Source organism: Caldicellulosiruptor naganoensis, assembly GCF_026914285.1.
Taxonomy (GTDB): domain Bacteria; phylum Bacillota; class Thermoanaerobacteria; order Caldicellulosiruptorales; family Caldicellulosiruptoraceae; genus Caldicellulosiruptor; species Caldicellulosiruptor naganoensis.
In genome coordinates this window covers 1,664,479-1,682,903 of sequence record NZ_CP113864.1, presented here as the reverse complement: position 1 = coordinate 1,682,903, position 18,425 = coordinate 1,664,479, and the positions used below count along the sequence as shown (strand labels likewise).

Here is an 18,425-nt window from a genome sequence, read left to right as displayed (position 1 = left end):
TTAAAGAGGGTGGCAAGAAAAATGAAAAAACTTATAAAGAAAGCAATCATTCCTGCGGCAGGACTTGGGACAAGATTTTTGCCTGCAACAAAGGCCCAGCCCAAAGAGATGCTTCCTATTGTTGACAAGCCTACAATACAGTATATAGTTGAAGAGGCGTTGGAATCGGGAATAGAGAGCATTTTAATAGTCACAGGGCGCGGCAAAAGAGCTATAGAAGACCATTTTGACAAGTCGTTTGAGCTTGAGGTTGCTCTTGAGAACAAAAAAGACTTTGATAGCCTTCAGATGATAAGAAAGATTGCTGACTACAATGTGCATTATATCCGTCAAAAAGAACCAAGGGGGTTGGGTGATGCTGTTTACTGTGCAAGGCTTTTTATTGACAATGAACCATTTGCCGTGCTGTTGGGTGATGACATAATAATATCCGAGAAACCCTGTTTAAAACAGCTAATTGAGGTGTACGAAGAGTACAGGACAACAATTTTGGGTGTTCAAAAGGTACCAGAAGAGGATGTTAGCAAATACGGAATTGTTGTAGGAAAGCAGATTGAAGATAGAATTTACAAGGTAAAAGACCTTGTTGAAAAGCCCAAAAGAGAGGAAGCACCTTCTAATATAGCTGTTTTGGGAAGATACATAATCACACCTGAGATTTTAAACATTTTGGAGCACACCAAAGAAGGAGTTGGCGGTGAGGTTCAGCTTACTGATGCCTTAAGAGAGCTTTCAAAGAAAGAGGCTATGTACGCCTATGAGTTTGAAGGAAAAAGATATGATGTTGGAAACAAGCTTGGGTTCTTGCAGGCAACAGTTGAGATTGCACTTTCAAGAGAAGATATCGGAAAAGATTTTTATAACTATCTTACTACTGTGGTAAATGCTAAAGATTATAAAGAGAAGTTAAAAGAATTAGAGCAGATTTAAAAAATCTTTGGCCACTTTCAAAAAGTGGCCTTTTTGCTGTTGAAAATTAAATCATATTTTTATATAATATTGGCATAAGAATTTAATACCTGATATTAATATCAAATATTAAATCATGGTGATAAAAATATGGCAAAATTATCCAGGAAAGAAAGACACAGGCTGCTTCTGCAGAAAATAAAGGAAAACCCGTTTATTACAGATGAGGAGTTAGCAGAAGAATTTGGTTGTTCTGTTCAGACAATTAGGCTTGACAGGGCTATTTTGGACATCAAAGAGGTAAGAGAAAGAATAAAAGAGATGGCAAAAGAAAGTCTTGGAAAGCTTAAGACCATCTCACCGCGGGATGTTGTTGGTGAGATAATTGACATAGAGCTTGGCAACTATGCTATTGCTACCTTTGAGCCAGAGCTTTGGATGACCTTTTCAAATTCTCAGATGGTAAAAGGGCAGCATATCTATGCGTTTGCAGAGTCCATTGCAATGTCTGTGATTGATGCAAAAGCAGCACTCATCGGTATTGCGAATATCAAATACAAAACGCCTGTATTTGCAAATGACAGACTTGTTGCCAGAGCTGAGCTAAAAAAGAAGAGAAATAACAAGTATATAGTGTGGGTGTTTATCAAAAGAAACAATGAAGAGGTCTTTAGAGGCAAGTTTATCCTTGTTGCAATAGATGATGAAAATAAAGAAACACACTAGACAGGAGTGTAAGGTTTATGAAGATAGGTATTGATGCAATGGGTGGAGATAATGCACCATCTTCAGTTATTGAAGGGGTTGCGATATATCTTAATAAAAATAGTCAAGACAGTGTTGTTCTTTTTGGAAATAAAGATGTGATTGAAAAGGAATGTGTAGATAGGATAAAAGACCTTTCAAGAGTTGAGATAGTTGATTGCAAAGAGAAAATAGAATTTGATGATGAACCAGTAAAAGCTATAAGGCAAAAAAAAGACTCATCAATTGTTGTTGGCCTGAAATACTTAAAAGAAAAGCAAATAGATGCTTTTGTTTCAGCTGGAAGTACAGGTGCGCTAATGGCAGGCGGACTTTTGATAGTTGGAAGAATTAAGGGGATTGACAGGCCTGCACTTACCACAAAACTTCCTTACAAAAGTGGCCAGTATCTTTTAATTGATGTTGGTTCTAACACAGATTGCAGACCTATTAACATTCTGCAATTTGCTCAGATGGCAACTGTGTATGCCAGCAAGGTTCTTGGTAAAAACAACCCTACAGTAGGACTTTTGAATATAGGCACAGAAGAAACGAAAGGAAATGACCTTTCTAAACAGTCTTATGAAATTCTGAAAAATGCAAAGAATATAAACTTTGTTGGAAATGTGGAGGCACGAGATTTGCCATTTTCACCACCTGATATAGTTGTTTGTGATGGATTTGTAGGAAACATTGTTTTGAAACTCACAGAAGGTTTTGGACTTCTCTTTTTTGATATATTAAAGGATATAGCAAAACAGAGCGTTAAAGCTAAATTAGGTGCACTTTTGTTAAAACCCTACTTAAAAAACTTAAAAGGCAAGTATGATTACAAGGAAGTAGGAGGAGCTCCTCTTTTAGGTATAGATGGAATTATCATTAAATGTCATGGTTCTTCTGACGACCAGGCCATTTTCAATGGTATAAATCAAGCTAAAACTTTTTATGAAAATAATGTATTAGAGTTACTTAAAGAAGAAATCACAGCCGAAAGCGAGGTTTAAAAGTGGCTCAAAATGTCAAGATTCTTTCAACTGGAAGATATGTTCCAGACAGAGTTCTTACGAATTATGACTTAGAGAAGATGGTTGACACTTCAGATGAATGGATAACTCAAAGGACAGGTATAAAAGAGCGAAGGATTGTTGATGGCACAACTTCCACAACCGATTTGGCAGTAAGAGCTGCTAAAAATGCAATGGACAAGGCAGGCATTTTACCAGATGACATTGACCTTGTGATTGTTGCAACGGTTACACCGGAGATGTTTTTTCCTTCAACAGCTTGCCTTGTTCAAAAAGAGCTAAAACTAAAAAATGCATTTGCTTTTGACATTTCAGCTGCGTGTTCTGGTTTTATCTATGCGATGGCAATTGCAACACACTTTATTCAAAACGGGTTTTGTAAAAATGCACTTGTAATAGGAGCAGACGCGCTCTCCAGAATAACAAACTGGTCAGACAGGTCAACATGTGTTTTGTTTGGCGATGGAGCTGGTGCTGCAATTTTGAGTAGCAGTGATGAGCAAGGTATTTTGGGATTTGAGCTGGGTTCAGATGGTGAAAATGGGCTTTTGCTTTACTGTCATGCATTTGGATTGAGTGATGTAACTTATTCACAGGTAAAAGAAAATCCAAACTTTAGAAAAATCTATATGGAGGGTAATGAGGTCTATAAATTTGCAGTCAAGATTATGCCATATGCAGTTGAAGAGGTTTTAGAAAAGGTGGGACTTTCTTCCTCTGATATAGATGTTTTTATTCCTCATCAGGCAAATATAAGAATAATAGAAAGTGCTGCAAAAAGATTAAAAATACCTATGGAGAAGGTCTTTGTAAACCTTCACAAGTATGGCAATACCTCTGCTGCGTCAATCCCTATTGCTCTTGACGAAGCAGTCGAAGAAGGAAGAATTAAAAAAGGTGACAAGGTTGTTTTGGTTGGATTTGGCGGTGGCTTGACATGGGCATCCACTGTTATTAAATGGGTATAGAAAGGAAAGGTGTATAAGGGAAATGGGGAAGGTTGCGGTAATGTTTCCTGGGCAAGGTGCGCAGTTTGTTGGAATGGGTCTTGACTTTTACCAGAACTTTGACGAGTCAAAGAAGATTTTTGATTTGGCAAATGAGGCGCTTGGCTTTGATTTAAAGCACATCATATTTAATGGGCCAGAAGAAGAACTAAAACTTACAAAGATAACGCAGCCAGCAATTTTGACAACTTCAATCGCCATATATGAAGCTGTGAAAGACAAAATAAAACCAGATGCTGCTTTTGGTCAGAGCTTGGGCGAATATTCAGCGCTGGTTGCTGCAGGAAGCATTGAGTTTAAGACAGCAGTGTGGCTTGTTTCAAAAAGAGGAGAGTACATGCAAAATGAAGTACCAGAAGGTATTGGCACAATGGCGGCAGTGATTGGGCTTTCAATAGATGCTGTAAAAGAGGTTTGCCAAGAAGCAAGTAGCAAAGGCACTGTTGAGATTTCAAATATAAACTCACCTGACCAGACTGTCATCTCTGGGCACAAAGAAGCTGTACATTTTGCAATGGAGATAGCAAAGCAAAAGGGAGCAAAAAGGTGTGTCGAGCTCAATGTCTCAGCTCCATTTCATTGCAGTTTAATTAAAGGAGCTGGAGAAAAATTAAAAAAGCACCTTTTGGAGATTGATATTAAAGAGCCTCAAATTCCTGTGCTGTCAAATGTTACAGCAGAGTATCTATCAAAAGACACTATTGTAGACCTTCTTGAAAAACAGGTTTATACAACAGTTAATTTCTTAGGATGTGTAAATAAACTGATAGAAGAAGGGTTTGACACATTTATTGAAATAGGTCCGGGAAATGTTTTAAGCGGACTTGTTAAGAAAATAAAGAAAGATTTGAAGATTGTCAATATAAATAAGGTGGAAGATATTAAAAATCTGTAATAGCGATAAGTAGATTTTAAAATAGGAGGAAATTAGGATATGCAGCTTTTAAAAGACAAAGTAGCACTAATAACAGGCGCTTCAAGGGGTATTGGAAGGGCGATAGCTTTAAAGTTTGGTCAAAATGGTGCAAATGTAGTTATCAACTACTCTTCCAGTGAGTCTCAGGCCCAAACTCTAAAAGAGGAAATAGAAAAATTGGGAGTAAAAGCACTTACAATTAAGTGTGATGTTTCAAACTCAGAGGAAGTAAATGCTATGTTTTCACAAATAGAAAAAGAGTTCGGAAGACTTGACATTCTTGTGAACAATGCCGGGATTACTAAGGATGGATTAATTCTTAGAATGAATGAGGAAGATTTTGACAAGGTGATTGCTATTAATCTAAAAGGTGCCTTTTTGTGCGCAAAAGCAGCATCAAAGATGATGGTAAAGCAAAGAGAAGGTAATATTATAAATATTTCATCTGTTGTTGGGATTATAGGAAATGTAGGGCAAACAAATTATGCTGCGTCAAAAGCTGGTATAATAGGTCTTACAAAATCGCTTGCAAAAGAGCTTGCTTCTCGAAATATCAGAGTGAATGCTATTGCACCAGGGTTTATAAAAACTGACATGACGGAGGTTTTAAGTGACAAGGTAAAAGAAATGATGCTTTCTTCCATCCCACTTGGTCGGTTTGGTGAGGCTGAGGAGGTTGCAAATGTAGCCCTGTTTTTGGCGTCAAACTTGTCGTCGTATATTACCGGGCAGGTTATTGTTGTTGACGGTGGGATGGTTATGTAATAATATTCTTTATGTAATAATATTCTTATAGTGGACATTTTAAAAAGTTCAAATCTTTTAAATCCTAAATTTTTGGAGGTGTTTTATGTGAACAGTGAAATCTTTGAAAAGGTAAGAAAAATTATTGCAGACAAACTTGACATTGAAGTGGACAAAATTACACCTGAGTCATCATTCTTAGACGACCTTGGGGCAGACTCATTGGACATTGTTGAACTTATCATGGAGCTTGAAGAGGAATTCAACATTGAAATTCCAGATGAAGATGCGGAGAAGATTAGAACAGTTGCTGATGCGGTAAAGTACATCGAGGAGCATCAATAAAAAATACTTGCCCCTGCTTTTGATTTTTAAAAAAGCAGGGGTAAAGTATTCAAAATTTAAAGTTTAGGAGGTTGCTTGCATTGAAAAGAAGAGTGGTCATAACAGGACTTGGAGTTATATCCTCCTTGGGGTTTGATATAGATACATTCTGGAGTGCGATAAAGTCTGGGAAAAATGGTATAAAAGTTGTAGAAAAATTTGACATTTCAAACTACCCAACAAAAGTTGCAGCAGAGATTGTTGACTTTGACCCAACAAATTATATAGATAAAAAAGAAGTAAGGAGAATGGACAGATTCACACACTTTGCATTGGCAGCGACAAAGCTTGCTCTTGAGGATAGCAAATTAGACTTAGAGAATATTGATAAGACAAAGGTTGGTGTTGTTATTGGAAGTGGAATTGGCGGGATTGAAACATTAGAAGAGCAGGCAAACATTTTGAGAGAAAAAGGCCCATCAAGGATAAGTCCATTCTTTGTTCCAATGATGATAGCAAACATTGCAGCAGGGCACATTGCCATAACTTATGGTTTTAAAGGAATTAACGAGACAATTGTGACAGCATGTGCATCATCTGCTCATGCAATTGGCGAGGCTTTTAAGATGATTCAACGTGAAGATGCGGATATAATCATTACAGGTGGATCAGAAGCAGCAATCACTCCACTTTCATTTGCAGGGTTTTGTGCGATGAAAGCAATGTCAACAAACCCTGATCCGCAGACTGCCTGCAGGCCTTTTGACAAGGATAGAGACGGGTTTGTAATGGGCGAAGGCTCAGCAATACTGATTTTGGAAGAGCTTGAGCATGCCAAAAAGCGCGGTGCTAAGATTTATGCTGAGGTTGTTGGATATGGTGCATCAGACGATGCATATCATATAACAGCACCTGATCCGGAGGGCGAAGGGCCTATGCTTGCAATGCAAAAAGCAATAAAGGATGCAGGAATTGAACCTCAAGAGATTGATTATATAAACGCACATGGTACATCCACCCCATACAACGACAAGTTTGAAACACTTGCGATCAAAAAGGTGTTTGGGGATCATGCATACAAGCTTTCCATTAGCTCAACAAAGTCAATGACAGGGCACTGGCTTGGCGCAGCAGGAGCTGTTGAGACTTTGATTACAGCTTTAGCGGTATATAACCAGTTTGTTCCGCCAACTATAAACTATGCTACAAAAGATGAAGAGTGTGATTTGGACTACACTGTAAACCAAGGGAAAGAGAGAAGTATTAAGTATGCAATGACAAACTCGTTTGGTTTTGGTGGACACAATGCAGTTCTTGTTTTAAAAAGATATGAAGGCTGATATTAAATGCCCCAATTGAGTGTGTGAGTGGTTGGGGCATTTATATTTTTTGAGTGTTTTGAGTATTTTGTGTAAGATAGGAGAAATACAGCAATGAGAGGTACAGAAATGACAGATATAGAGAAAAAACTTGGTTATAGGTTTAAAAATCCAGACCTATTAAAGCTTGCACTAACTCACAAGTCAGCAACCCATGATGACAAAAGTTGCTACGAGAGACTTGAATTTTTGGGAGATGCTGTATTAGAGCTTGTTGTGAGCAAATATCTTTTTGAGCATTTTCCGCAACTTTCAGAAGGTGAGCTTACAAATCTTCGCACAACAATTGTGTGCAGTGAGACACTTTCAAAGGTTGCTGAAACGCTGAATCTGAAAAAGTATATTGTATTTGGGAAGAATGAAAGAAAAGAAGGTTTTGAGAATAACAAGTCAATTTGGTCGGATGTGCTTGAGGCAATATTTGGTAGTATTTTTCTGGAATCAGGATTTGAGATGGCTGAAAAAATAGTCATAAATCTTATAGAACCGTTTATTAAAAAGGCTGCTGAGGGAAAACTCTTTTATGATTACAAAACAAAGCTTCAAGAATTTATTCAGAGAGAGAAAAATATTGAGATTAAATATATAGATTATGAAAACCTTGAAAATAATTTATCAAGGTTCAAGTCAGAGCTCTACATTGGAAAAAATAAAATTTCAGAAGGGTATGGAAATAGCAAGAAGGAAGCGCAGCAAGAGGCAGCTTTAAAGGCACTTAAAAAGCTGAGAGTGATAGAGGATTGAAATATAGAATTCTTCCTATTTTTATTCCTCAATACGGATGCCCTTTTAAGTGTATATTCTGCAACCAGAAAATAATCTCAGGTGAAAAAGAGGATGTGACTGTGCAGAGAATAAAACGCCAGATTGAAGAGGGGCTTAGTAAAAATAAGGGTAAAGATGTAGAACTTGCATATTATGGAGGAAATTTCACGGCTGTTGATATAAGAATGCAGCAAAAACTTCTTGAGCTTGCAAAAAGCTTTGAAAAGATAAAAAGTATTCGAATTTCCACAAGACCAGATTGTATAGATAAAGAAACTTTGGGATTTTTGAAAGATTACAATGTAAAAACAATAGAGCTTGGTATACAGAGCATGTTTGATGATGTTTTAGAAGCTTCAAAGAGGGGGCATACTGCAAAAGATTCGGTTAAGGCAATAGAACTTATAAAATCATTTGATTTTTTGTTAGGTGTGCAGCTTATGGTAGGTCTTCCAAATTCAACTCCTGAGAAAGATATAAAAAGTGCAGAAATTTTATGCCGTTATCAGCCCAACATTGCAAGAATCTACCCTACCTTGGTTATAGAAGACACATATCTTGCTGAGATGTATAAAAAAGGTGAGTATCAGCCTTTGTCTTTGGAAGATGCAGTTCTAATAAGTAGCCAAATGAAAGAAATTTTTATGGACCATAATGTAAAAGTCATAAGAGTAGGTCTTCAGCCGACAGAAGAGATAAATTATAACGCTAAGGTAATTGCAGGCCCCTTTCATCCTTCATTTGGTGAACTTGTTGATTCAGAAATAATATTTAGAAAGGTGAAAAATGTATTGCCACAAGAAAACCTAAAAGATCTTAAGATTTTTGTACATCCAAAAAACTTCTCAAAGCTCGTAGGGCAGAAGAAAAGAAATATTGAGCGACTGAAAGAAAGGTACAATTTAGATGCCATAAAGATCATAAACGAATATGAAGACCCAGATGCGATAAGAATTTTGGCTGATGAAAAAGAGGTGATTATTGATATTAAAGGGCTGTGAGGTGTTTTTAACATAGATTTAACGTTCATTTTAAATTGATTTAACATTGATATTATAGAATTGAAAAAGTAAGAATCGATACAAAGGGTAAAAATATTTTGTAAACAAAAACTTTTATTGAGGAGTGAAAAGATGAACAAAAAAATTGTTACTCTGTTTTTGATAATTAGTATGCTAAGCTTTTTGCTGTTTGGATGCAAAAGTTCAACTGTTCAAGGCCCATCTTCTAAAAAGTCAATTACAGTTGCGGGTTCTACTTCTGTTCAACCTTTGGCAGACGATTTGGCAAAAGCGTTTATGCAAAAACACCCTGATGTAAAAATTGAGGTTCAGGGTGGTGGTTCTGGAGTTGGAATAAAATCAGCAAGAGATGGTGTTGCTGACATTGGAACATCTTCGCGTGAACTAAAACCTGAAGAAAAAGGTTTGAATGAATTTAAGATTGCAATTGATGGAATAGCAATTGTTGTCAATCCTTCAAACCCGATCAAAAATCTTACCTTGTCACAGATAAGAAATATCTATTCAGGAAAGATTAAAAATTGGAAAGATGTTGGTGGGAAAGACGCACAGATTGTTGTTGTAACACGTGAAGAAGGTTCAGGTACGCGCGGTGCATTTGAAGAGCTTGTCATGAAAGGTGAAAGTATCACAGACTCTGCGGTTGTGCAGCCATCAAATGGTGCTGTAAAGCAGTCAATTTCACAAGACCCCAATGCAATTGGCTTTATCTCTCTGGGAATTGTCGACTCAACTGTCAAGGCTGTGAGCATTGAAGGTGTTGAGGCAACAGAAGAGAATGTCAAAAACGGCAAGTACAAACTACAAAGGCCATTTTTATTCTTGACCAAGGATGAACCAACAGGGCTTGTAAAAGACTTTATTGACTTTGCTCTCAGTAACGAAGGACAGGCTATAGTTGAGAAATACCATTATATAAGAGTAAAATAAAGTTTTAGATTCATCTTACTATGTTTGGCATAAAAATTTTCATAAACGAGGAGTAGAAGAGTATGCCAAAGAAAAGTAGAGGAATTGAACTAATTTTGTTTTTAGCAGCTGCGGTTTCTGTAATCTCTGTCCTGTTGATAACAATATTTATATTCAAAGAAGGCTTTTCAATAATCAAAGAATACGGGCTTTTCAATTTTATTCTTGGCACAAAATGGGCACCTTTGAGTGGCAAGTTTGGTATTTTGCCAATGATAATTGGCTCTGTGTGTGTAACAATAGGGGCAATTATAATAGGAGTTCCTATTGGTATTGCAACTGCGATATTTTTGGGTGAGCTTGTGAGCGAAAAAATTGCGAGGGCAGTTCGACCTTTTGTTGAACTTCTTGCTGGTATTCCTTCTGTTGTGTATGGTTTTTACGGGCTTGTTGTAATTGTCCCACTTATAAGAAAAATGTTTGGCGGTTCAGGTTTTTCAGTTTTGGCTTCATCAATAATCTTGGGAATTATGATTCTACCAACTATTATAAACATATCAGAAGTTTCGATTAGGTCTGTGCCAAAGGAGTATAAGGAAGGTTCATTGGCACTTGGTGCAACCCACTGGCAGACAATAAAAGGAGTAATTTTACCAGCTGCAAGGTCAGGTATAATTGCCTCGGTAATATTGGGAATGGGAAGAGCAATTGGCGAGACAATGGCAGTAATTATGGTTGCAGGTAACAGTCCCAAGATTCCAAAAGGGATATTTGACCAGGTAAGGACTCTTACAGGAAATATTGCAATTGAGATGGGGTATGCATCAGGAAAACATGCCCAGGCTCTTTTTGCAACTGGTATTGTACTTTTTGTAATTATTATGATTTTAAATACAATTGCAAATGTAATTGCAAGAAGAGTTGGTGAAGAAAGATGATAAAGAAAAATAAAATAATACAGGGTATCGTGTTTGCCATTATTGGAATATTTACATTGATAACAATAGCTATTCTTTTAGCGATCTTATTTCACATTGTAATAAATGGAATACAAGGATTGAAATTGTCATTTATTATTGACTATCCTGAAGAAATGGGAAAAAGCGGAGGAATCTTTCCTGTAATAGTTGGTACCATTTACATTACAATCTTGGCAGTGGTTATTGCTGCGCCAATCGGTGTTTTGGCTGCAATCTATCTTACAGAATACGCAAAAAAAGGGAAGATATTGTCGCTTATTAGATTTGGTACTGAAACATTAGCTGGAATTCCTTCAATCATCTATGGGCTTTTTGGTTTTGCCTTTTTTGTCATTGCTCTTGGTTTTAGATGGTCTATCTTGTCTGGTGCACTAACTTTGTCAATAATGATTTTGCCAACAATTATAAGAACATCTGAAGAAGCAATAAAGACAGTTCCAATGTCTTTTAGAGAAGGTAGTCTTGCCCTTGGTGCCACAAAATGGCAAACAATTGCGAAAGTTGTCATACCTCCTGCAATGCCAGGTATTTTGACAGGTGTAATTTTAGGTGTTGGAAGGGCAATTGGTGAGACTGCTGCAGTGCTCTTGACTGCAGGAAGTTCCTTGAACCTTCCGACAAGCATATTTAGCCCGACAAGGACAATGGCTGTGCACCTGTATATCCTCTCTTCTGAGGGGCTTTCAAAGGTAAACTCTTATGCAACAGCAACCCTTTTGATTGTCATTGTACTTCTTATAAATACCTGTGCAAACATGATAATTAGAAGATACAGCAAGATATTAGGTCGCTAATATAAAAAATTTTTATACTTGTCAAGAAGGAATTTTTTAAATCGTGTAGAATTATATAACTGAATAGTTGAACAAGCTGTCACAACACCAAATTCAGGAGGTATGGAAAGGATGGAAGTTCTAAAGGTTGCTGCTACATCAAAACCACAGAAGGTGGCAGGGGCTCTAACTGCTGTGATAAAAGAAAAAAGATGTGCAGAGCTTCAGGCAGTTGGAGCAGGTGCTGTAAATCAGGCTGTTAAAGCCATTGCAATTGCAAGAGGTAAAGTGGCACCAAATGGCATTGATTTGATTGTAATCCCTGCTTTTTCAGAGATTAATATCGATGGGGAAGAGAGAACTGCAATAAAGTTCATAGTCCAAGCAAGATAACAAAGGGGACATTTTAAAGTGGGCAGGTAGAAAAAACTACCTGCTTTTTTTATTTGTTTGACTCTTTGTCAAGAGTTGGGGTGGGTGTTCTGAATGCCCACCTTTCAGTTTAATTAAGCATGTGTTTAATTACAACAATAATACAATATTATAGATATGACTATAATAAATATTTGATTGTGAAAGCTTATCGACCAATTCCATTCCATACTAAAAAGGGAATTTTTAAATATTTACATTTGCCACCTTCTTAATTTGTAAGACTTACCAGTATCCTCTTTTTGAACTTTTCAAATTCCTAAACTCGGTATGCTCTTCTCTTTAACATCTTTGTTCTGTTGTTAAATTCAGAATGTCTTCATATCACTGAAGCCAGTTGCGGAAATGGTAAAAGATAATAAAATATAACTCTAAATTTTGTGAAAAGTACACATTGATTTTTTTTCTTTTTCTTTTTTTATTATAAAGACAAATAAATTACCAAAGAGGCAATGTTATTCCATTAAAATTTTTGTATACTAAAATAATATATTTCCGTTTTATATTACTATTTATATTTCTGCTGAAATTATTAAGGAACATAAGAGTATAAGACTAACAAATCGAAATTGTTTCAATTGTGTAAAAGTTGAAGCAGCTTACAATAACTGGGGAGCTGCTTCATATGCAGATATTTGGGCACTAAGCAGAAATTCAAACTACCCTAGTTTTGACGCAGATTGCACAAATTTTGCATCTCAAGCAATGCATGAGGGAGGAACTTTGCCATTTGATAAACGAAATGGTTGGTATTGCAAGAAAGTTCTTTGGTGGTGGAATTGGGGAACAGCTTGGAGTGTAGCTGATGATTTGTACAGATATCTATCAAACTCAGCCAGGGGAACGATTTTAGGTAGATGGAAATATGAGGGGCAAATAGGCTTTAACGATTATAATGATGTACTTCAACCTGGTGATATTCTATTTTATGATTGGAATTCAGATGGAAGATTTGATCATGCTGGTGTTTCTGTAGGTTTAGGGTACGATTCTACTACTTATGGGAGAACTGGCAATGTTCAAGATCAACACACTTATGATAGATTTCATGCAATTTGGCATTTAAGTCCGTATAACCAAAAACGTACTACAACAACAATAGTTGCAATTCGCCCAAAATAAAAATAGAGAGGTGTTAAAAAATGAAAAGAAAGAAGAAAAGTATAGTTTTAATTATTTCTTTAATTTTAGTTGTAAGCAGTACAATAATAATTGGTATTAGTGTAAAAAGTAATCAACAATTAAATAATGAAAAACAAATAAAAGAGACAATAATAGGTGCTTTAAAGATATACGACCAGGCAAGTATCTTTCCTGCTGAATATGCAAAAGCACCGGACATTAAAATTCCTCAAGAAATTATAAATAAGAAACTGAATGAGGTTGAACAAGCATGTAAAAAGTATTTTAGTAACAAATCTGGTTGGCTTAATAATAGACTGGAAGTTTACAAGAATGCTGTTGTTGGTTCAGCGTATAGCGATCTTAGATTTGTTGAAGATAAAATGACTGATATAAAATTTTTAGAAATAAAAATTGATGGAGACAAAGCAATAGCTACTGTGGATGTATTTGGTGAAAGCAAATCAATTGGTCTTGCCTTGGATAATGATAAAATACCAACTTCTGAATTGAATGAAATAACCAATGCAAAAGGTTATAAAATGTCACCTGAAAAACAGAAAAGATTTGTCGAGAAAACTGAAAAACTACCTAAGAAAATACGTGAGTACAAAATAAAATATGGTATGCGCTACCAATATAGTTTAGAAAAAGAAAACGGAGAGTGGAAAATAATTTCGGAAGACTTTAATTATCTTCCCGGGTATGAGCCATAAAAGTTGCAAGAATGTAATATTTAATCCAAAAATTAAAAGGGGCTGTTCAATAAACAAATAGACAGCCTCTTTTTAATTTGTATTCTTAAATAATCATTCTGAGCCAGTTGCAATAGTAATATAGAATTGTCCCTGTATTTTTGCTAAAATAATTGTTGTTTTAATCTTTATGGGGGAAGAGCTAAAGATGTACATAAAATGGCTTGAAATCTATGGTTTTAAATCTTTTTGTGAAAAGACACGGATAGAGTTTGAAAAAGGCATTACTGCAATAGTTGGACCAAACGGTTGTGGCAAGAGCAATATCACTGACGCAATTAGATGGGCTTTGGGTGAGCAGAGCCTTAAACTTTTGCGAGCAAGTAAACTTGAAGATTTAATTTTTGCCGGGACAGAAAAGAGAAGATCACAGGGGTTTGCGGAGGTTTCTATATGCTTTGACAACTCTGATGGAAAGCTGCCTATTGATTTTGAAGAGGTTGTAATTACAAGAAGGCTTTTTAGAAGCGGTGAGAGCGAGTTTTTTATCAACAAGACAGCCTGCAGGTTAAAAGACATCTACGAACTTTTTCTTGATTCTGGTCTTGGCAAAGATGGTTATTCAATTATCTCACAGGGCAGAGTTGATGAGATAATAAATGCAAGGCCATTTGAAAGATATAAAATATTTGAGGAAGCGTGTGGTATTACAAAGTACAAATACAGAAAAGAAGAGGCTGAGCGGAAGCTAAAAAATACTCACGAAAACATCCTAAGACTCCAGGACGTGATGTTTGAGTTAAAGTCTCAGCTTGAAGAAATAGCCCCAGAGGTTGAAAAAGCAAAGGCATACATAGAGCTGAATAGAAAGCTGTCAGACTTAAAAAGAGAAAAGTATCTTTTTAGCTATAAATTGGTAAGCGAGAGCTACAAGTCTACAGAAGCACAGATAGAAAGTTTAAAAGAAGATCTAGAAAAGCTTACAAATAGCAAACTGGAAATTGAGAAAAGATTGAGCGAAAAGAAGCTTCAACTTGATTTATTAACTCAGCAACTTGAAAGTTCTAAAGAAAATTACAGTAGGCTGAAAGATGAACTTGCTGAGAATACTTCAAAACTGAAATTTTTAAAAAAACAGCTTGAAGGCAAATTTCAGCTCCTTGAGGATATAACAAATGAGCTCAAAAAGATTGATGAAGAAGGTCACGAAATTGTAAGAGTTTTGTCAGATTATAAAGAAAAACTTTCAGAAAAAGATCATATTTACAATCAGATTGTCGAAAAACAGAGCAAGCTTTTGGAAGAATTGGAAGATGTAAAAAATAGGATTTTTCAGATTGAAAATGAGATTCAAAACAAGGAAACCGAGCTAATAGAGAAGATATCTCAGATTGAAAAGGATAATCAGAAGTTAAATGGCCTTTTGCATCTTAAGAACGCTTTGCTTGAAAGAGAAAACAGAATAGAGGAAGAAGAAAAAGAAATTTTAAATGAACTTCAAAGACTGGATAAGATAAAAACAGAGAAAGAATTACAAAAGAGTAAGTTGGAAGCTGAGAAAGAAAGACTGACAAAAGAGCTTGATAACATAAAACAAGGTATAAAGGAGAGAGAAAAACAACTTTTAGATGTACAAAACAAAGTACATGAACTTTCAAGCGAGATGATAAAGAAAAAAGAGAAACTAAATGTATTAAAGGCAATGGAGGAGAATTTAGAAGGATATAGTAAAACCATAAAAGAAATATTCAAAAGGGTAAAAAACTTGCCAGTAGACTTATATGGAACTGTTGGAAGCTTAATCAATGTAAAAAAACAATATGTAAAAGCTGTTGAATCAGCTCTTGGCAATGCAATACAGCATCTTGTTGTTAAAAATGAAAGTGACGCTAAGAGTATTATTGACCTTGCTAAAAATGAAAAGCTTGGGAAAGTGACAATTGTTCCAATTGAGACAGTAGTGATTTCGTCTTCTAAAGAAGATGTGAAAGCAGAAGGTTTCCTTGGGTTTGCAGATGAATTTGTAGAAACAAAAGAGGAATTTAGGAAGGTTATAGAGCTATTGGTTGGACGGACACTTGTGTTTGATACTATTGACAATGCTATAGAGTATCAAAGAAGAACTTCATATAGATCACGATGTGTAACTCTTTCTGGTGAGCTTATAAACCCTGGTGGAATTTTCGTTGGCGGTGAAAAAAAAGCTGACTTTTCTTTGCTTGAAAGAAAAGTTGAAAAAGATGAGTTGGAAAACCAAGTTTTAATTTTGGCATCTGAACTCGATACCCTGGAAAAGCAGATTTTAGAAAAGAGTCAAGAAGTATATAGTTTGAATCAAGAAAAGGAATCAGTAGATGGTAAAATTAAGGATTTGGTTGCTAAGATTGATGGTATACAAAAAGAGGTTGAAATGTGTGAATACAAAAAAGAACAGCTTATTCAAAAAAGGCGGTCTTTAGAAAGTGAAAAAAAACTTATAAATGATCAGGCAACTAACCTACAGAGTGACATTGAAGTTACCAGAAAAACCATACAAAGTTTAGAAAAGTCAAAAGCAGAGATTGAAAGAGTGACCTCGGATTTAAAGTCAAAACTTAGAAAATTAAAGGAAAATTACAGCTTATTTGACAATGAATATAGAAGGCTTTTAGAAGAAAAAAACCAGATCGAAGCGGAAATTTCTATTTTAAAGCATAAGCTCGAAAGTGCACAGCAAAGTTTAAAAAATTTAGAAGATCAAAAGGTAAAAAAACAAGAACAGAAGTTAAAGTGTGATCAAGAGATAAAAGAGCTTGAGGGGCAAATTAGTGAAGTTTCACATGTGGTTGAAGCCCAAAAGGATCATCTTGACAAACTAAAAGATGAGATTGAGAAAATGGAAAAAGAACACTCAAACTTGGCTTTCATGTCTAATAAGGAGGTCGAAATTGTAAATAAAATATCAGAGGATATTCAAAATGCAGAGCGAAAACTAAATAGCCTCGTAATTGAAAAAAACAACTTAGAAAATCAAATTGGGAGCATAAAAGAAAAATATTCTGATCTTTTTAACGAAGAGATATATTTGCCAGATGGGGAAATTGAGTGGTCAGAAAAAAAAGAAGAGGAGATTGTAAATCTCTCTTCAGCTATTGAACAGCTTGGGCCAGTCAACCTTTATTCGATAGAACAAGAAAAGAGGCTAAATGAAAGAGTAGAGTTTTTGCAAAGGCAAATTGAAGACTTGGAAAAGACAAGCAATGAGCTACAAAACCTTATAGATGAGCTGAATAAGAATATGAAAAATATATTCTTGGAAAATTTTGAAAAGATAAAAAACATATTTTCAGAGACTTTTAAAGAATTATTCAATGGTGGTAGCTGTGACTTGAAGTTAATTCAAAGTGAGGAGGAATATGGGATAGATATTGATGTAAAGCCACCAGGCAAAAAACTTCAGAATATAAATCTCCTTTCTGGTGGAGAGAAAGCTTTAACAGCAATAGCACTTTTGTTTGCGTTTTTAATCTTCAAAGGTTCTCTTGTGGGTATATTAGATGAGATTGACTCAAGCTTAGACGAGGCAAATGTTCAAAGATTTGCTCAGTTTCTCAAAAATCTCAATAATCAAAGCCAGATTATAATTGTCACTCATAGAAAGCCTACCATGGAGATTGCAGATGTACTCTATGGTGTTACAATGGAAGAGCAAGGTGTGTCAAAGGTGCTGTCACTCAAGTTAGAAAAAATATAGAAAGGATGATGAGAAATGGGGCTTTTCGATAGATTAAGAGAAGGACTTTCAAAGACAAAGAAAAATTTTACTGAAAAGGTTGAAAATTTGTTAAAAGCATTCAAACAGGTGGATGATGAGTTATTTGATGAGCTTGAAGAGGTTTTAGTACTATCTGATGTTGGTGTAAGAACATCTCAAAAAATTATAGAAAACCTCAAAGAAAAAGTTAAAAAGAACAAGATTTCAGATAGCCAGGCTGTAAAAGAACTTTTAAAAGAAGAGATGTTCAATATCATAAACTTGCCGAATAAATTAAAGGAAAGATATCCGCTAATCATTCTCATGGTTGGTGTCAATGGGGTCGGAAAGACAACCTCAATTGGCAAGATTGCAAACCTTCTCAAGTCAAATGGCAAAAAGGTTATCATTGCAGCAGCAGATACTTTCAGAGCAGCTGCAATTGACCAGCTTGAGATTTGGGCAAAAAGGGTTGGATGTGATATTATAAAACACGTTGAGGGTGCTGACCCTGCAGCAGTTGTGTTTGATAGCATTCAAGCAATGAAAGCAAGAAGGGCTGATGTTTTGATTGTTGACACAGCAGGAAGACTTCATACAAAGAAAAATCTGATTGAAGAGCTTAAAAAGATTGACCGTGTGATAAATCAGCAAATGCCAGATGCTGAAAAAGAAACATTGCTTGTGATTGATGCTGCAACTGGTCAAAATGGACTCATTCAAGCAAAGGAATTTAACCAAGCAGTAAACATTTCAGGAATTGTTCTTACCAAGCTTGATGGTACAGCAAAAGGTGGAATTGTTGTTTCTATCTGTGATGAGCTAAAAATTCCTGTGAAATTCATTGGTGTTGGTGAAAAAATAGACGACCTCCAAGAATTTAATCCAAGAGAGTTTATTGACGCCCTGTTTGAATAGCAAACTTGAAGGCTGTCAGGGAAGAAAT

General features: G+C 35.7%; 18 protein-coding genes. All 18 read left to right on the top strand.

From position 1 onward, the window contains the following. Window positions 1-21 precede the first annotated feature (21 nt). The 18 genes from galU (at window position 22) to ftsY (ending at window position 18,397) form a co-directional block, all read left to right on the top strand. Complete coding sequence (gene galU / locus OTJ99_RS08405) at window positions 22-930, top strand: UTP--glucose-1-phosphate uridylyltransferase GalU (protein WP_045165903.1); 909 nt, start codon at window positions 22-24, stop codon at window positions 928-930. A 129-nt stretch (window positions 931-1,059) separates the two neighbouring features. After that, complete coding sequence (fapR, locus tag OTJ99_RS08400; protein ID WP_045165824.1) at window positions 1,060-1,635, top strand: transcription factor FapR; 576 nt, start codon at window positions 1,060-1,062, stop codon at window positions 1,633-1,635. A gap of 17 nt (window positions 1,636-1,652) precedes the next feature. After that, window positions 1,653-2,657, top strand: a complete 1,005-nt coding sequence (gene plsX / locus OTJ99_RS08395; RefSeq protein WP_045165825.1) for a phosphate acyltransferase PlsX — start codon at window positions 1,653-1,655, stop codon at window positions 2,655-2,657. 2 nt (window positions 2,658-2,659) lie between these two features. Continuing rightward, window positions 2,660-3,646 carry a beta-ketoacyl-ACP synthase III gene (locus OTJ99_RS08390; RefSeq protein ID WP_045165826.1) on the top strand — a complete coding sequence of 329 codons (987 nt, stop codon included), beginning with the start codon at window positions 2,660-2,662 and terminating at the stop codon, window positions 3,644-3,646. 22 nt (window positions 3,647-3,668) lie between these two features. Next, window positions 3,669-4,580: an ACP S-malonyltransferase gene (fabD, locus tag OTJ99_RS08385; RefSeq protein WP_045165827.1), complete on the top strand. Its 912-nt coding sequence runs from the start codon at window positions 3,669-3,671 to the stop codon at window positions 4,578-4,580. Between the two features lie 39 nt (window positions 4,581-4,619). Next, the gene (gene fabG, locus OTJ99_RS08380; protein ID WP_045165828.1) at window positions 4,620-5,366 is read left to right on the top strand and encodes a 3-oxoacyl-[acyl-carrier-protein] reductase; all 747 of its coding nucleotides are present in this window, start codon (window positions 4,620-4,622) and stop codon (window positions 5,364-5,366) included. 87 nt (window positions 5,367-5,453) lie between these two features. Beyond that, window positions 5,454-5,690, top strand: coding sequence for an acyl carrier protein (gene acpP / locus OTJ99_RS08375; protein WP_045165829.1), 237 nt, complete (start codon window positions 5,454-5,456; stop codon window positions 5,688-5,690). 80 nt (window positions 5,691-5,770) lie between these two features. Beyond that, window positions 5,771-7,009, top strand: a complete 1,239-nt coding sequence (gene fabF, locus OTJ99_RS08370; RefSeq protein WP_045165830.1) for a beta-ketoacyl-ACP synthase II — start codon at window positions 5,771-5,773, stop codon at window positions 7,007-7,009. 93 nt (window positions 7,010-7,102) lie between these two features. After that, window positions 7,103-7,792 carry a ribonuclease III gene (gene rnc / locus OTJ99_RS08365; protein WP_235374817.1) on the top strand — a complete coding sequence of 230 codons (690 nt, stop codon included), beginning with the start codon at window positions 7,103-7,105 and terminating at the stop codon, window positions 7,790-7,792. Continuing rightward, window positions 7,789-8,814, top strand: coding sequence for an elongator complex protein 3 (locus tag OTJ99_RS08360; RefSeq protein WP_045165831.1), 1,026 nt, complete (start codon window positions 7,789-7,791; stop codon window positions 8,812-8,814). Before rnc ends, OTJ99_RS08360 begins: the two co-directional genes overlap by 4 nt. Window positions 8,815-8,946: 132 nt before the next feature. Then, window positions 8,947-9,765, top strand: a complete 819-nt coding sequence (locus tag OTJ99_RS08355) for a phosphate ABC transporter substrate-binding protein (protein ID WP_045165832.1) — start codon at window positions 8,947-8,949, stop codon at window positions 9,763-9,765. A gap of 62 nt (window positions 9,766-9,827) precedes the next feature. After that, the gene (gene pstC, locus OTJ99_RS08350) at window positions 9,828-10,682 is read left to right on the top strand and encodes a phosphate ABC transporter permease subunit PstC (RefSeq protein ID WP_045165833.1); all 855 of its coding nucleotides are present in this window, start codon (window positions 9,828-9,830) and stop codon (window positions 10,680-10,682) included. Further along, window positions 10,679-11,518, top strand: coding sequence for a phosphate ABC transporter permease PstA (gene pstA, locus OTJ99_RS08345; protein ID WP_045165834.1), 840 nt, complete (start codon window positions 10,679-10,681; stop codon window positions 11,516-11,518). The genes pstC and pstA overlap by 4 nt, the downstream gene beginning before the upstream one ends. 111 nt (window positions 11,519-11,629) lie before the next feature. After that, window positions 11,630-11,890: a stage V sporulation protein S gene (locus OTJ99_RS08340; RefSeq protein ID WP_011917140.1), complete on the top strand. Its 261-nt coding sequence runs from the start codon at window positions 11,630-11,632 to the stop codon at window positions 11,888-11,890. Between the two features lie 528 nt (window positions 11,891-12,418). After that, window positions 12,419-13,051 (top strand): amidase domain-containing protein, encoded by a 633-nt coding sequence (locus OTJ99_RS08335; RefSeq protein WP_307735269.1) that lies wholly within the window; start codon window positions 12,419-12,421, stop codon window positions 13,049-13,051. Between the two features lie 20 nt (window positions 13,052-13,071). Continuing rightward, window positions 13,072-13,767 carry a hypothetical protein gene (locus OTJ99_RS08330; RefSeq protein ID WP_045165836.1) on the top strand — a complete coding sequence of 232 codons (696 nt, stop codon included), beginning with the start codon at window positions 13,072-13,074 and terminating at the stop codon, window positions 13,765-13,767. 187 nt (window positions 13,768-13,954) lie between these two features. Then, entirely contained in the window at window positions 13,955-17,479 is a 3,525-nt protein-coding gene (gene smc, locus OTJ99_RS08325; RefSeq protein WP_045165837.1) for a chromosome segregation protein SMC, read from the top strand. Window positions 17,480-17,494: 15 nt separating this feature from the next. Then, window positions 17,495-18,397: a signal recognition particle-docking protein FtsY gene (gene ftsY, locus OTJ99_RS08320; RefSeq protein WP_045165838.1), complete on the top strand. Its 903-nt coding sequence runs from the start codon at window positions 17,495-17,497 to the stop codon at window positions 18,395-18,397. Window positions 18,398-18,425 lie beyond the last annotated feature (28 nt).